This is a genomic window from Bradyrhizobium ivorense, assembly GCF_900696085.1.
In the GTDB taxonomy this organism is placed as follows: domain Bacteria; phylum Pseudomonadota; class Alphaproteobacteria; order Rhizobiales; family Xanthobacteraceae; genus Bradyrhizobium; species Bradyrhizobium ivorense.
In genome coordinates, this window is the sequence record NZ_CAADFC020000028.1 from 680,050 (window position 1) to 694,262 (window position 14,213).

The following is a 14,213-nucleotide window of genomic DNA, read 5'->3' on the forward strand; positions in this document are numbered from 1 at the left end:
CGATCGTTACTCATCCCGCGGCTTGAGATCGCGCTTGCCGTGATAGCCGCGCTTGGGGCGGCGCGGCGGGCCGTAGCCGCTGGCTTCGTCCTCGTTGCGCTCGCGCGCCTCCTCGCTGCCGGTGCGCTGCACCAGCACGCGGCGGCCCTTGCGGTCGTTGATGGTTTCGCGCTTGGCCTTGAACGGCTTCTTGCTGGGCGCACCGTCGCCGTCGCCGGCGTCGCGCTGTTCCGGCGGCGCGAAATCGGCGCCGGCCAGCTTCGCGACCTTTTCGCCGAGTTGCTCGCGCAGCACCCGCGTCTTGACCTCCTCGACCTTGCCCTCCTCGAGCTCGCGGAGCTGGAACGGGCCGTAGGAAATCCGGATCAGCCGGTTCACCTCGAGGCCGAGATGCGCCATCACGTTGCGCACCTCGCGGTTCTTGCCCTCGCGGATCGCGAACTCGACCCAGACATTGGCGCCCTGGTCGCGCTCCAGCGTCGCATCGATCGGGCCGTATTTGACGCCGTCGACCTCGACACCCTTCTTCAGCTCGTCGAGCTGTCCTTGCGTCACCTCGCCATGCGCGCGCACGCGGTAGCGGCGCAGCCAGCCGGTGTCGGGCAATTCCAGGGTGCGCGCGAGCCCGCCGTCATTGGTCAGCAGCAGCAGGCCCTCGGTGTTGAAGTCGAGCCGGCCGATCGAGATCAGCCGCGGCAGGCCCTCGGGCAGATTGTCGAACACGGTCGGCCGCCCCTCGGGATCGGCATGCGTCGTCATCAGCCCGCGCGGCTTGTGATACAGGAACAGCCGCGTGCGCTCGCGCGGCGGCAACGGCGTGCCGTCCACCGCCACCACGTCACTGGCGGTGACGTCGAGCGCCGGCGAATTGATCACGCGCCCGTTCACGGTGACGCGGCCCTGCGTCACCATCTCCTCGGCATCGCGGCGCGAGGCGAGGCCGGCGCGCGCCAGCACCTTTGCGATGCGCTCGCCGGACTTCTTCGGCGCCGCGGGCTCGGGGCGCGTCCGCTTCTCATCGTAGGATCGCTCGCGATAGGCGCCGCGGCCGCCGAACGCCGGTCGCTTGGCGAAGATCTGGCTGTCGTCCTCGTTGTCGCGGCGCGGCCGGTCAGAGAAGCGGCCCTCGCTGCGCGGATGCTCCTGCCAGTCGGTGCGTCCCTCGGGGCGCTCGCGCCGGCGGGTGTCGCGGCGATCGCCGTCCTCGTTCTTCTCCCAGCGTGGCCGGCTGAATTTCGGCCGCTCGCGGAACGGACGATCGCCCTGCTCGCGATCCTCGCGCGGCCGCGAAAACCGCGGACGGTCGCCGCCCTCGCGGTCGTCGCGCGACTTGTAGTCGCCGCGCGGCGTGCGCTCGCGCTTCTGCCACGGTTTTTCGTCGCCGCGGTCGCGGCCGCCGAAATCCCGATCGCGGCCGCGATCATCGCGCTTGAAACGCGGACGATCGCCGAAATCGCGTCGCGGTGCGTCGCCATCCTCGCGGCGGCGGAACGAACGGCCCTCGCCTTTGTCGCGGAACGAACCCTTGTCGCGATCGCCACGGGAAAACTTGCGGTCGTCGAACTTGCGCTCGGCGCGTTCGCCGCGCGGCGCATAGGTGCGCTTCTCTCGATCGCCGTACGAACGCTTTTCGCCGAACTTGCGGTCCGAGAACCGGCCCGCCGGACGCGCATCGCCGCGGTCGCCGCGCGGAGCCCGGTCGCCCTTGTCGAAATCGCGCCGCTCGCCGCGCGGCTTGAACGGGCGCTTGTCGCCGCCCTCGCGGTCGTCGCGCTTGAAGCGCGGCCGGTCGCCATCCCGACGCGGGCTATCTGTATCTTCGCGACGACGGAACGCGCGGCCCTCGCTCTTGCCGGCGAAGGAGCGCTTGTCGCGATCGCCCTTATCGCGATCCTTGCTACCGAAGCTGCGTTTGCCGAACGGCTTGTCCCCGCGCGCGCCACCAGGGCGGCCCTTGCCGGGGCCACCCCGGTCACCCCGGCCGCGCCGGGAATCGTTGTTTTTGTCGCTGTCGCGGGGCATGAATATTTCTCGCCTGGGCGTTCAATTGAGGGTGCAGGGCAACCGGCGATCCGCGCGCCATGCGAGGCGCGCTGGCACAAAACCGGCATCCACTTGTGCTGAAGGCGACGCTAGTAGCAGGTTTCTTGGGATGATACGAGGCATGTCAGCCCCTTCTTTCATGGATTTGGCGCTGAAAACCGCCGAAAATGCCGGAAAATCGGGCGAAGTTCCGATCGGATGCGTGATTGTGCGGGGTTACGAGGTGATCGCCACGGCCAGCAACCGCACCCTGACCGACCGCGACCCGACGGCGCATGCGGAAATCCTCGCGATCCGGCAGGCCGCCGACGCCATCGGCACCGAACGGCTGGTCGATTGCGACCTCTACGTCACCCTTGAGCCCTGCACCATGTGCGCCGGCGCGATCTCCTTTGCCCGCATCCGCCGGCTCTATTACGGCGCCGCCGACCCCAAGGGCGGCGCGGTGGAATCCGGCGTGCGGTTTTTCGCACAGCCGACCTGCCACCACGTGCCGGAGATCTACGGCGCGGTGGGCGAGACCGAGGCCGCGCGGCTGCTGCGCGAATTTTTCAGGGAGCGGCGGTGAGGCCGGGCCCGGATGAAGCGCAGCGATATCCGGGAAAAGCCTCGCTGCGTAATAAGTCTATCCCCGTCACCCTGAGGTGGCCGCTTCTTCAGCGGCCCTCGAAGGGTCGACGGCCACGAGCCGGGCCGATTCATCCTTCGAGGCTCGCCGAAGAGGCTCGCACCTCAGGATGACGGTACGAGAGCCGAGTCACCCCGCCAGGAAAAACTCCCGCAGCAATTTCGCCGTCGCATCCGGCGCTTCCTCTGGGAGGAAGTGCCCGGAATCCACCGGTGCGCCGCTGACGTTGGTGGCCCATTTCTTCCAGGTATCGAGCGGCGTGGTCGCGGCGCTGGCGACACCGGCATCGCCCCACAGCGCGAGCATCGGGATCGTGATCTTGTTGCCGGCGTCGACGTCGGCCTTGTCGATCTCGTAGTCGGCATAGGCGCCGGCGCGGTAGTCCTCGCACATCGCGTGGATGCGGGCGGGATCGCGGAACGGCGCGAGATAATGGTCCAGCGCGCGCGGATCGATGGCCTCCAGCGTCCCGCTCTTGGTCTGGCTCGCCATCTTCTCTCTTAGGAAGAATTCGCCCTGCGCGGAGATCAGCGTCTCCGGCAGCGGCGCGGGCTGTGCCAGGAATGCCCAGTGATAGATTTTCAGCGCCGACAGCCGGTTCAGCTTCTGCCAGTAGTCATAGGTCGGCGCGATATCGAGCACCGCGAGCTTCGACAGCCGGCCGGGATGATCGAGCGCCAGCCGGTACGAGACGCGGCCGCCGCGGTCATGGCCGGCGAGCGCGAAATGGACATGGCCGAGCTGCTCCATCGCCTCGACCATGGTCTTCGCCCAGGCGCGCTTGGTGTAGGGCGTGTGGTTCGCATCGCTGCGCGGCATGTCGGACCAGCCGTAGCCGGGCAGATCGGGGATGATCAGCGTGAAGGCGTCGTCGAGCTTCGGCGCCACGGTGTGCCACATCACATGCGTCGACGAGAAGCCGTGCAGCAGCAATAGCGGCGGGCCCTTGCCGCCGACGCGGGCGAAGATGCGGCCCTGCGCGGTGTTGATCCATTCCGACGCATAGCCGGGAAAAAGATCGGCGAGATCAGGCATCGATGGCTCCTTCCCTGCCCCTGCTTCAAACTTTGTTCGGCGTTGCCGCAGGCTTGGGCGAGGTTTATGCCATCCTCAAGTCCTGCCAACAACAACATGAAACGAGGAAGTGCCATGTCGATCGATTTCGAGATTCCGGCCGAGGCCAAGGCGATCCGCGAAAAAGTCCGCAAATTCGTCCACGACGAGTGCATTCCCGCCGAGAAGGAACTGGATACCAAGCCGCTGCCCGAGGTGCTCGGCCCCTTGCGGAAGAAGGCCCGCGCGCAGGGGCTGTGGTGTCCGTTCGTGCCGAAGGAATATGGCGGCATGGGGCTCGGCCCGCTCGCCAACGCGCTGGTGCAGATGGAGCTCGGCGAGAGCATGCTCGGCGCGCTGGCGCTGAACACGCAGGGGCCGGATGACGCCTCGATGATGACGATCCTCGCGCACGGCACCGAGTACCAGAAGGAGAAGTTCCTTAAACCCCTGCTGAACGGCGAGAAGCGGATCTGCTTCTCGATGACCGAAAAGGCCGCCGGCGCCGACGCCACCGGCATGCAGACCACGGCGGTGAAGGACGGCAACGAGAACTACATCCTCAACGGCGAGAAATGGTTCTCGTCGTCGGCGAGCGTCGCCGATCTCGCGCTGGTGATGGCCAAGACCGACCCGAACGCGCCGCGCCACAAGCAGTATTCGACCTTCATCGTCGAGCTGCCGAACCCCGGCTACAAGATCAAGCGCAACGTCGCCAACATGGCGATCGAGGGACCGCATGACGACGTGATCCATGGCGGCCACTCCGAGATCGAGATCAGGGATCTGAAGGTGCCGGCCGACAATCTGCTCGGCGGCGAGGGCAACGGCTTCAACATGGGCCAGCACCGCCTCGCCTACGGCCGGCTGCGCCACGGCATGCACAACGTCGCCAAGGCGCAGCGCGCGCTCGACATGGCGGTCGCCCACGTGACAAAACGCTCGACCTTCGGCCAGCTGCTGGCCGACCGCCAGGCGGTGCAGTTCATGCTCGCGGACTGCGCCAGCGAGCTCTATATCGGCCGCCTGATGCTGCTGCACATCGCCTACAAGGCCGAGAAGGGCCTCGACATCCGCCAGGAGAACTCGATCGCAAAGATCTTCCACGCCCACATGGTGCACAAGGTGATCGACACCGCGATCCAGCTGCACGGCGCGCTCGGCTTCAGCCAGGATACGCCGCTGGCGAAATGGTACACCCAGGTGCGCTCGCAGCGGCTGGTCGACGGGCCCGACGAGGTGCACAAGTGGAAGATCGGCAAGAACGTCATCAAGGCGTTCCGCGAGCACGGCACCACGGCGAGTGCGGCGGGCGGGGATTTGCTGTAGCCCCTCTCCGTCATTCCGGACGACGCGCATCGCGCGTCGATCCGGAATCTCGATCGGGCGGGCACGGTCGCATCTCATCTCGAGATTCCGGGTTCGGCGCGTTGCGCCGCCCCGGAATGACGGATAGCACTTACTAGCCGCTCGCCGCGAACAGTTCCCACTTGCCCGGCAGGCCCTTCAGTTCAAACGCGCCGCGCTCGGCGAATTTCAGGCCGGCGCCGGCGACCAGGTCGGTCACCACCCGCGACACCAGCACCTCGTTGGAGCCGCAGCGCGACATCACGCGCGCCGCAGCATGCACGGCAATGCCGCCGATGTCAGTTCCCCGCACCTCGATCTCGCCGGTGTGCAGGCCGGCGCGCACCGGCAGGCCGATCTGCTGCGCGGCGGAGCCGAACGCCAGCGCACAGCGCACAGCGCGGCCGGGACCGTCGAAGGTCGCCAAAATGCCGTCGCCGGTGCTTTTCACCAGATGGCCGCGATGCCGGTCGACCATCTGCTGGGCGAGCTCGTCGTGATCATCGAGCAGCCGCCGCCAGCGCTGATCGCCCATCGCGGCGGCGTTGCGGGTGGAATCGACGATATCGGTGAACAGCACGGTCGCGAGCACGCGCTCGAGTTCGCCCTGCGCATCGTCGCGATGACCGGTGACGAACTCCTCGATATCGCCCAGCATCGTCTCGTTCTCGCCGACCCAGTAGTAGTGATCGCGGCCGGGATATTCCTGCCATTTGGCGCCGGGGATGAGATCCGCGACAGTGCGGCCAAGCGCGATGGGAACGCGGCCATCGCCGGTGCGATGCAGGACCAGGGTCGGCACCTGCAGCATCGGCAGGATCGTCGTGACGTCGATCTCGCGGTTGAGGGTCAGCAGGGTGCGGATTGCGCCCGGACTGCTCGACAGCCGCTCGAACTTCGCGATCTGGGCGATCGCTTCAGTGTTCGCGGCCTGGCTCGGCGCCACCGACTTGATGGTGTCGCCGGCGCCCCAGTTCTGCACGATCTCGTCGCAGCGCGCGCGCCACTCCTGTTCGGACGAGCGGTCCTTCGAGCGCGCAAAGCTGCCGAGCAGCACGAGATGCGAGACCCGCGCCGGATAGGTCGCGGCAAACAGCACGCTCATCGGGCAGCCCTCGGAGAAGCCGAACAGGGCCGCGCGCTGCGAGCCGATGGCATCCATGATGGCGCGGACGTCGTCCATGCGCTGTTCGAGCGTCGGCGCGCCGCTGATGCGGTCCGACAATCCCTGCCCGCGCTTGTCGAAGGCGACGACGCGGGCAAAGCGCGACAGGCGGCGCAGCACGGCGGTGTAACCCGGCAGCTCGTGCATGTATTCGATATGCGAGAACAGGCCGGGGACCAGAATGATGTCGACCGGCCCGTTGCCCATCACCTGGTAGGCAATGCTGGCGTCGCCGCTCTGCGCGTAGCGCGTCTCGGGCAGTTTGAAGTCGGTCATCGAGAGACTCCGGGGCGCACCATTGTCGCCGCTGGAGTTCATCGGATCAACCCCGCTCCGCTTCCACGGCCTGCCAGGCGATGTCGCGGCGACAGAAACCGTCCGGCCAGTTGATGCGATCGATCGCCTGATAGGCGCGGTCGCGCGCCTCAGTCACGGTCTTGCCCATCGCGCAGACGTTCAGCACGCGGCCGCCATTGGCAAGGATCGCGCCGTCTTTCGCCGCCGTGCCGGCGTGAAAAATCTCGACGCCCTCGACCTTGGCGGCGTCATCGAGCCCGTCGATCCGGGTGCCCTTGGCGTAGTCGCCGGGATAGCCCTTAGCCGCCATCACCACGGTCAGCGCCGGCTCCGGATACCAGCGCAGGTCAAAGTTCTTCAGCTGGCCGTCGCAGGCGGCGAGCAGCGCCGGCACGATGTCCGACATCATCCGCAGCATCAGCACCTGGCACTCGGGATCGCCGAAGCGGACATTGTATTCGAACAGCTTCGGGCCCTGCGCGGTCAGCATCACGCCGGCATAGAGCACGCCCTTGAACGGCGTGCCGCGGCGCTTCATTCCGGCGACCGTCGGCAGGATGATCCGCGCCATGATCTGGTCGTGGATTTCAGGCGTCACGAACGGTGTCGGCGAATAGGCGCCCATGCCGCCGGTGTTCGGGCCCTGGTCGTGATCGAACACCCGCTTGTGGTCCTGCGCGGTCGCCAGCGGAATCGCGGTGTCGCCGTCGCACAGCGCGAAGAAGCTGATCTCGCGGCCGGAGAGGAATTCCTCGATCACCACCTCGGCCCCGGCCGCGCCGAAGCCGCCCTCGAACATCATCGCGATCGCGGCTTCCGCCTCGGCCAGCGTCTGCGCCACCACGACGCCCTTGCCGGCGGCGAGCCCGTCGGCCTTGACCACGATCGGCGCGCCCTGCGCCTTCACATAGGCCAGCGCATTCCCGGCATTGTCGAAGCGGCGATAGGCGCCGGTCGGAATGTTGCACTCGCTGCAGAGATCCTTGGTGAAGCCCTTGGAGCCCTCGAGCCGCGCGGCCTGCTTGCCGGGCCCGAACGCCTTGATGCCGGCGGCGGCGAGGTCGTCGACGATGCCGGCCGCCAGCGGCGTCTCCGGCCCGACCACGACCAGATCGACCGCATTGCGCTTGCAGAATTCGATCACCGCGGCGTGGTCGGCGACATCGAGCGCGACGCACTCCGCCTCGCGCGCGATCCCGGCATTGCCCGGCGCGCACCAGAGCTTTGTTACCAGCGGGGAGGCTGCGATCTTCCACGCCAGCGCGTGTTCGCGGCCGCCGGAACCGAGCAGGAGAATGTTCATCGAAGCCGATCGAGGGTTTGAGAGGCCATTTTGCGATGGTTTAGCACGGCCGAGGGGCGCCGCAATCGAGCGCTCGGCCGATATGTGGATATGTGAGGCGATGCCCGAATTGGGCCGGGTGGACCTTGCACATGGTGGCAAAAACCCCGATTCTATAGTTCAGATGACTGCTGCTCCGAATCTCGTCAACGCGCCCGAATTCACCGTCTCGGAACTCTCCTCCGCCCTGAAGCGGACGGTGGAGGACCGCTTTGGCCATGTCCGCGTCCGCGGCGAAATCTCCGGTTTCCGCGGGCCCCACTCGTCCGGCCACTGCTATTTCGCGCTGAAGGACGAAAGCGCCAAGATCGAGGCGGTGATCTGGAAGTTCGCCCATGCCCGGATGCGCTTCAAGCCGCAGGAAGGGCTCGAGGTCATCGCCACCGGCAAGCTGACCACCTACCCGAACTCCTCGAAGTACCAGATCGTCATCGATTCGCTGGAGCCGGCCGGCGTCGGCGCGCTGATGGCGCTGATGGAGGAGCGCAAGAAGAAGCTCGCCGCCGAGGGCCTGTTCGACGAGGCGCGCAAGCAGTTGTTGCCCTGGCTGCCCGAGGTGATCGGCGTCGTGACGTCGCCGACGGGTGCCGTGATCCGCGACATCCTGCATCGGCTGGAGGACCGCTTTCCCCGCCGCGTGCTGGTGTGGCCGGTCAAGGTGCAAGGCGACGGCTCGGCCGAGCAGGTCGCCGCCGCGATCCGCGGCTTCAATGCGCTGCCGGAGGGCGGCCGGATTCCGCGGCCCGAGTTGCTGATCGTCGCGCGCGGCGGCGGCTCGCTGGAGGACCTCTGGTCGTTCAACGAGGAGATCGTGGTCCGCGCCGCCGCCGACAGCCACATCCCGCTGATCTCGGCGGTCGGCCACGAGACCGACATCACGCTGATCGATTTTGCCGCCGACAAGCGCGCGCCGACCCCGACGGCGGCCGCCGAAATGGCGGTGCCGGTGCGCAGCGAGCTGTTCGTCGAGGTGGCGGCGCTCGCCCGCCGCACCATGGTGTGCTGGCAGCGCGGCCAGGAGGCCCGCCGCAACGAACTGCGCGCCGCGGCGCGCGCGCTGCCGGCGGCGAGCGAATTGCTGGCGATCCCGCGGCAGCGGCTCGACTATCTCGCGTCTGCCCTGCCGCGCGGGCTGAAGGCCAACACCCACGCGCATTTCCGCCGCTTCGCCGCCAGCAGCGCGCGGCTCACCATCGGCGTGCTGCGCGGCCAGGTCGCCCATGCGCGGCAGCGGCTCACCGTCTCCGGCGAACGCATCACGCTGTCGGCGCGGGCGCTGCTGCACCGCCGCCGCGAGCGCTTTGCCGGGCTCGAGATCCGGCTGCAGGCCTCCCGGCTCGCCAACGCCAAGGCGCAGCGCAACGCGATCGCGCGCGACCTGGAGCGCACTCACCGCCTCGCCGAGCGCGCCCGCCGCGCCCTCCTCACCACGCTGCAGCGGCTGGAGGCGCGCGTCACCCATCGCGGGCAGTTGCTGGCGGCGCTGTCCTATCGCGGCGTGCTGGAGCGCGGCTTTGCGCTGGTGCGCGACGAGCGCGGCCACTCGGTCCATGCCGCCGCCGATATCGGCCCGAGCGCCAGCCTCTCGATCGAGTTCGCCGACGGCCGGGTCGCGGTCACCACCGATGCCGACCGGCCCCCGGCGAGCCCGCGCAAGCCGCAAGCACCGCGCGAGAAGCCCGCGGCGCCGAAGCGCGTCGTCAAGCCGGTCGATCAGGGCAGCTTGTTTTAGCGCGCTAGCCAATCCGCGACGCGCTTTTGCGCGTCCTTGCGGGCATCGGCATCGGTGCCGACATGGCCGCGTTCCGGCGTCGCCGCATCGGCCGAGGCGGCGATCGCGTGCAGCGGCAGGTTGGCGCGGTCGAAATCGTGATAGGCGTCGGGATAGACCACGATCCGCGCCAGCGCGCTGCGGCCGCGCGCGCCGTCCACCATCTGGCGGCAGGCAGCAGGCAACGCCACGTCGTCGCGCGCGCCGATCAGCACCAGGGTCGGCACCCGCGTGCTCCAGCCGAGGCCGGACGAGGCACGGCAATCCGGATAGAACGCGACCGCCGAGCGGAAATCCGGCTCGCTGTTGCGCGACCACATTTGCGGCCGCACCGCCCAGAGCAGCGCGGCGGCGCCGTTGCCCCAGCCGACCAGGCTGATGCGGCTCTTCGCCACCCATTTCTGCTGCACCAGCCACTGCCGCGCCGCGCTGATATCGGCGATGCGCTGGCGCCGGATCTGGACCTGATGTTCCTTGCTGATGCGGCACTGCGGCCCAAGCTCGCGCGCGCCGTAGCTGTCCGGCAGCAGCACCGCATGCCCGGTGGTCAGCAGCTGCTCGGCCCAGTCGCGATAGCGCGGCGCGACCTGTTCGGAACGGCCGGCAAGGCCGCTGCAATCATGCAGCGCGATCACGGTCGGGAATGGTCCGTCGCCGTCGGGCCGATAGAGCTCCGCATGCAGCGTGACGCTGCCTTCGGGGATCTCGACCTGGCGCGGCGCCGGCAGCGACGTCGCGGCCGCGGCCGGCACGGCAAGCATCGCCAGGAGCATCAGGACTGATCCGAGGCGCATCCGATCCGGCCGGCGCGTTATGGCGCGGGAAACACAGCGAACCATGCGCGCAAAGCTACCATGCGCGGCTGCCGCCAAATCATCACAACTCGGTGGTTTAATGGGCGGACATGCCTCCCTATCTGTGATAGACGGCTTCATGAACATCCATTCAGCCTCGTCCGGGGCAAGGCGGAGAGCTCAATCGTGCTGAACAAGTTCGGTCCCTCGGGCCATGGCGAAGCGCAGGTGCAGTATCTCGACGGCGACTTCCGCGTGATCTCGCCGGGCACCTATGTGCGCTGCGCGATATCAGATGTCCGGATTCCGCTCGACGAGCTGAAGTACTGGAGCGTCGACCTGCAGGAGGCCTATGCCACGCCGACCGCCGTGCTGCAGCGGCACCACCCCGGCGTGCTCAAGCCGCAAGGCTAGGTTGACCTGCGCGCCCTCCTCTCCCTTGCCTTGAACAACTGATCCGTCACCAGGCGCCGCAGCGCGTCGGCATCCTCGAATTGCAGCGTCACCGCGAACGGCACGATCGCCTGCGCCCAGGCCGGCAGGCCGCCGGCGCCGCGCAACCGCGCCAAATCCTTTTCCGTCGTCACCAGGGTCAGGCCATCGCGCCGGGCTTCGGCAACCAGCGCATCGATCTCGCCCTTGGTGAAGGCATGGTGATCGGCGAACGCTTTGTTGCGCACGACGTCGACGCCGCTTGAGCGCAGCGTGTTGAAGAAGCGCGCCGGATCGCCGATGCCGGCGAAGGCCAGCACGCGCTTGCCGCGGAGCACGGCGAGCGAAGCGTCATCCGGCTTCAGATGCGCCGACAGCAACGGCTTGCCGCGGGAGCCGATCTCGGCGGCGATGGCCTGCGCCGCGCGACCCTCGCCGACCACGATCAGCGCGTCGGTCCGCGACAGTTGCGGCGGCAGCGGCGCACGCAGCGGGCCTGCCGGAATGACGCGGCCATTGCCTATGCCGCGCGCAGCGTCGATCACGATGAGCGACGCATCTTTGACCACGCTCGGATTCTGGAAGCCGTCGTCCATCAGGATCACGCTGGCGTCCTGCGCGGAGGCGAGCGGCAGCCCAGCGGCGCGATCGCGCGACACCACGACCGGCAATGCCGCCGCCATCATCAGCGGCTCGTCGCCGACGTCGGCCGCGATGTGGCTGGCCGGATCGACTTTCAGCGGGCCGTGTAGCGCGCCGCCATAGCCGCGGCTCAGCACCACCGGCCGCTCATCGAGCTCGCGCAACAGCTTTGCCAGCGCCAGCACGGTCGGCGTCTTGCCGGCGCCACCGACATGGTAATTGCCGATGCAAAACACCGGAACATCTGCGGCGGTGCCGGGGCGCTGCATGCGCCGCGCGGCGATCGTGCCGTATAGCGCGGCAAGCGGGGTCAACAGATGCGAGGTCCAAGACGCGGGCCGGTGCCAGAAGGCCGGCTCACGCATTGGCGGCTCCCATCTCGAGCCGCAGCTGCAACAGATAGGGCTCGAGAGAGGTCAGCGTGCGCTCGAGCGCGCCGCCGAGCTGTTCGACGACGCGCTCGGAGGCCACGAGCGAGGCGTCCCGCGCGGCGGGATCGGCGAGGAACCGGCCGAGCTGCTTGACCAGCGCCTCCCGGTCATCGGCACGCCGGGCGCCGCCGCCGCGATCGAGCGCGTCATAGACCTCGGTGAAATTGAAGACGTGCGGCCCGTGCACGATGGCGGCGCCGAGCTTGATCGCCTCGATCGGGTTCTGGCCGCCGTGCGCGACCAGCGAGCCGCCCATGAACACGATCGGCGCCAGCCGGTAGAACAGGCCGAGTTCGCCCATGGTGTCGGCGACGTAGATATCGGTGGTCGCAACCGGCAGGTCCTCGTGCGAGCGCAGGCCGGGATGCAGGCCGGCGTCGGTCACCAGCCGCGCGACCGCCTCGCCGCGATCGGCATGGCGCGGCACGATCACGGTCAGCAGCCCGGGGAAGAATCCGGCGAGCGACTTGTGCGCCTCGATCACGATCTCCTCCTCGCCCGGATGGGTGGAGGCCGCGACCACGATCGGACGGCCGCGCGTCACCGACATCAGCCGCTCCAGCTTGGCCGGATCGGCCGGCGGCGCCGCGACGTCGAGCTTGAGGTTGCCGGTAACGATGACGTTGTGGCTGCCGAGCGCGGCAAAGCGTTCGGCGTCGATCTGCGACTGCGCGAGGCAGATGTCGAACTGTCCGAGCAGCGTGCCAATGGTGTGGGACAGCCGCTGCCAGCGCGGGAACGAGCGCTGCGACATCCGCCCGTTGATCAGGACCATCGGCAGCCGCCGCGCGGCGCTCGACAGAATCAGGTTGGGCCACAGATCCGACTCGATGAACAGCGCCAGCGACGGACGCCAGTGGTCGAGGAAGCGCGCGACATAGCGCGGCGAGTCATACGGCACGTATTGGTGGATCACGTCGGGCGGGAAACGCTTGGCCACGATCGCCGCCGAGGTCACCGTGCCCGAGGTCAGCAGGATGCGCAAATTGAGCGCGCGCAACCGCTCGATCAGCCCGGCCCCCGCCAGCACCTCGCCGACGCTCGCGCCGTGAATCCACACCAGCGGTCCGTGCGGCCGGACATCGTCGCTCATGCCGCGCCGCTCGCCGACGCGCTCGGGGTCTTCCTTGCCGAGCTTGAGCCGGCGCTTGATCAGGGCAGGCGCGAGCGGCACCATCGCGGACGACAGCTTGCGGTAAACACGCAACGTCATCGGGAGCGAGCTAGCCAAGCGCTGCCTCCGGCCGCCCGACCACCTCATAGGCGCGCCGGGTCGATTCGTTCAGAAGATACTCCACTTGTTGCCGGAGCTTTTCCATCGTGTCGGCGTCGGCATCCGGCGGTACGTAGACCGGTTCAATACCTACCACTGCGCCGCGCCCGAATGGCAAATTGATGGTGGTGGAATCCCAGTTTTTCAACCGAATGAACCGGCTGGTGACCATCGCGAACGGAATGATCGGCCGGCCGGTTTCCCGCGCCAGCATGATCGGCCCAAGCCCCGCCACCCGCGCCCGCTTCGGCACATCGGCCGTGGTCGCGATATTGCAGCCGTCCTGCAGCGACCGCACCATCTCCATGAAGGCGCCGACGCCGCCCTTGCGCTGGAACGCGCCGGAATGGTCGCCGGAACCACGGATGGTGCCGATGCCGAGCCGCTCGACCGCAATCGCATTGAACTCGCCATCGCGGTGGCGCGAGATCAGCACCTTGGCGCGGTAGCTGTCCTTGGTCTTGATGAACGGCGTCATGAAGTGCTGGCCGTGCCAGAACACGAAGATCGCCGGCATCCATGGCTCGACCATCTGATAGACGTCAGTCGGCTCGTAGCTGAAGCGGTTGGTGAGCCAGACCAGCCGCAGATACTCGGCCGCAAGCACTCCCAACGCGCGCTGTACGACGGCGCTGCGCAGCAAATCGCGAAAAAAACGTTTCAATGGGAGGGCTTTGCGTCCTGCTCGGGATCGAGCAACCGGTGGAGGTGAACGACGAAATAGCGCATCTGGGCGTTGTCGACGGTCTGCTGCGCCTTCGCCTTCCAGGCCGCATGGGCGGTCGCATAGTTCGGGAACACGCCGACGATGTCGACCTCGTCCAGGTTCTTGAAGGTGTTGTGCTCGAGATCGGTCAACTCGCCGCCGATGACGAGGTGAAGCAGTTGCGGCTGGGCATTGTCTGACATGATGGCTGTTCCTAGCGGTATGCCCGGCAAGCAAGTTGGGTGATAATCTTCATAAAGTGGTTCGTTGCATGGGGATCGCGGATCGG

At 67.8% G+C, this 14,213-nt stretch carries 13 protein-coding genes; 4 read left to right on the forward strand and 9 right to left on the reverse strand.

The window, feature by feature from the left end; translation table 11 throughout:
* Window positions 1–6: 6 nt before the first annotated feature.
* A complete protein-coding gene (locus CI41S_RS34320) occupies window positions 7–2,022 on the reverse strand; it encodes a pseudouridine synthase (protein ID WP_139863430.1) in 2,016 nt (671 codons plus the stop codon).
* Window positions 2,023–2,152: 130 nt separating this feature from the next.
* On the opposite strand from CI41S_RS34320, the gene CI41S_RS34325 reads away from it, so the two are divergent.
* On the forward strand, window positions 2,153–2,611 hold the full coding sequence (locus CI41S_RS34325) for a nucleoside deaminase (protein ID WP_139480992.1): 459 nt from the start codon (window positions 2,153–2,155) through the stop codon (window positions 2,609–2,611).
* Window positions 2,612–2,800: 189 nt separating this feature from the next.
* Here the strand turns inward: CI41S_RS34325 and CI41S_RS34330 are convergent, their stop codons facing one another.
* Window positions 2,801–3,706: an alpha/beta fold hydrolase gene (locus tag CI41S_RS34330; protein ID WP_139863431.1), complete on the reverse strand. Its 906-nt coding sequence runs from the start codon at window positions 3,704–3,706 to the stop codon at window positions 2,801–2,803.
* Window positions 3,707–3,820: 114 nt separating this feature from the next.
* Between CI41S_RS34330 and CI41S_RS34335 the strand changes: the two genes are divergently transcribed.
* On the forward strand, window positions 3,821–5,053 hold the full coding sequence (locus CI41S_RS34335) for an acyl-CoA dehydrogenase family protein (protein WP_139480969.1): 1,233 nt from the start codon (window positions 3,821–3,823) through the stop codon (window positions 5,051–5,053).
* Window positions 5,054–5,186: 133 nt separating this feature from the next.
* Here the strand turns inward: CI41S_RS34335 and CI41S_RS34340 are convergent, their stop codons facing one another.
* Complete coding sequence (locus tag CI41S_RS34340) at window positions 5,187–6,512, reverse strand: adenylate/guanylate cyclase domain-containing protein (protein ID WP_139863432.1); 1,326 nt, start codon at window positions 6,510–6,512, stop codon at window positions 5,187–5,189.
* 46 nt (window positions 6,513–6,558) lie between these two features.
* Window positions 6,559–7,836: a phosphoribosylamine--glycine ligase gene (gene purD / locus CI41S_RS34345; protein ID WP_139863433.1), complete on the reverse strand. Its 1,278-nt coding sequence runs from the start codon at window positions 7,834–7,836 to the stop codon at window positions 6,559–6,561.
* 163 nt (window positions 7,837–7,999) lie between these two features.
* Here purD and xseA point away from each other — a divergent pair, with 163 nt between their 5' ends.
* Entirely contained in the window at window positions 8,000–9,607 is a 1,608-nt protein-coding gene (xseA, locus tag CI41S_RS34350; RefSeq protein WP_139863434.1) for an exodeoxyribonuclease VII large subunit, read from the forward strand.
* Here xseA and CI41S_RS34355 read toward each other — a convergent pair.
* On the reverse strand, window positions 9,604–10,419 hold the full coding sequence (locus tag CI41S_RS34355) for a dienelactone hydrolase family protein (RefSeq protein ID WP_430650056.1): 816 nt from the start codon (window positions 10,417–10,419) through the stop codon (window positions 9,604–9,606). The genes xseA and CI41S_RS34355 overlap by 4 nt on opposite strands.
* A gap of 207 nt (window positions 10,420–10,626) precedes the next feature.
* Here CI41S_RS34355 and CI41S_RS34360 point away from each other — a divergent pair, with 207 nt between their 5' ends.
* Complete coding sequence (locus tag CI41S_RS34360; RefSeq protein ID WP_139480993.1) at window positions 10,627–10,854, forward strand: DUF2093 domain-containing protein; 228 nt, start codon at window positions 10,627–10,629, stop codon at window positions 10,852–10,854.
* Here the strand turns inward: CI41S_RS34360 and lpxK are convergent.
* Genes lpxK through CI41S_RS34380 form a run of 4 tightly spaced genes read right to left on the reverse strand, consistent with a single transcriptional unit; the run spans window position 10,851 to window position 14,127 of the window.
* Complete coding sequence (lpxK, locus tag CI41S_RS34365; RefSeq protein ID WP_139863436.1) at window positions 10,851–11,879, reverse strand: tetraacyldisaccharide 4'-kinase; 1,029 nt, start codon at window positions 11,877–11,879, stop codon at window positions 10,851–10,853. The two genes, CI41S_RS34360 and lpxK, sit on opposite strands and share 4 nt — an antisense overlap.
* The gene (locus tag CI41S_RS34370) at window positions 11,872–13,206 is read right to left on the reverse strand and encodes a 3-deoxy-D-manno-octulosonic acid transferase (RefSeq protein WP_139863437.1); all 1,335 of its coding nucleotides are present in this window, start codon (window positions 13,204–13,206) and stop codon (window positions 11,872–11,874) included. Before CI41S_RS34370 ends, lpxK begins: the two co-directional genes overlap by 8 nt.
* Window positions 13,169–13,882, reverse strand: coding sequence for a lysophospholipid acyltransferase family protein (locus CI41S_RS34375; protein WP_139480976.1), 714 nt, complete (start codon window positions 13,880–13,882; stop codon window positions 13,169–13,171). Before CI41S_RS34375 ends, CI41S_RS34370 begins: the two co-directional genes overlap by 38 nt.
* Window positions 13,879–14,127: a DUF4170 domain-containing protein gene (locus CI41S_RS34380; RefSeq protein WP_139863438.1), complete on the reverse strand. Its 249-nt coding sequence runs from the start codon at window positions 14,125–14,127 to the stop codon at window positions 13,879–13,881. The genes CI41S_RS34375 and CI41S_RS34380 overlap by 4 nt, the downstream gene beginning before the upstream one ends.
* Between the last annotated feature and the right edge of the window lie 86 nt (window positions 14,128–14,213).

Coding starts and splice junctions, on each gene's coding strand:
- CI41S_RS34380 (WP_139863438.1), bottom strand. CDS start 14,127: ATGTCAGACAATGCCCAGCCGCAACTGCTTCACCTCGTCATCGGCGGC.
- lpxK (WP_139863436.1), bottom strand. CDS start 11,879: ATGCGTGAGCCGGCCTTCTGGCACCGGCCCGCGTCTTGGACCTCGCAT.
- xseA (WP_139863434.1), top strand. CDS start 8,000: ATGACTGCTGCTCCGAATCTCGTCAACGCGCCCGAATTCACCGTCTCG.
- CI41S_RS34370 (WP_139863437.1), bottom strand. CDS start 13,206: ATGAGGTGGTCGGGCGGCCGGAGGCAGCGCTTGGCTAGCTCGCTCCCG.
- CI41S_RS34340 (WP_139863432.1), bottom strand. CDS start 6,512: ATGACCGACTTCAAACTGCCCGAGACGCGCTACGCGCAGAGCGGCGAC.
- CI41S_RS34330 (WP_139863431.1), bottom strand. CDS start 3,706: ATGCCTGATCTCGCCGATCTTTTTCCCGGCTATGCGTCGGAATGGATC.
- CI41S_RS34355 (WP_430650056.1), bottom strand. CDS start 10,419: ATGCTCCTGGCGATGCTTGCCGTGCCGGCCGCGGCCGCGACGTCGCTG.
- CI41S_RS34320 (WP_139863430.1), bottom strand. CDS start 2,022: ATGCCCCGCGACAGCGACAAAAACAACGATTCCCGGCGCGGCCGGGGT.
- purD (WP_139863433.1), bottom strand. CDS start 7,836: ATGAACATTCTCCTGCTCGGTTCCGGCGGCCGCGAACACGCGCTGGCG.
- CI41S_RS34335 (WP_139480969.1), top strand. CDS start 3,821: ATGTCGATCGATTTCGAGATTCCGGCCGAGGCCAAGGCGATCCGCGAA.
- CI41S_RS34325 (WP_139480992.1), top strand. CDS start 2,153: ATGATACGAGGCATGTCAGCCCCTTCTTTCATGGATTTGGCGCTGAAA.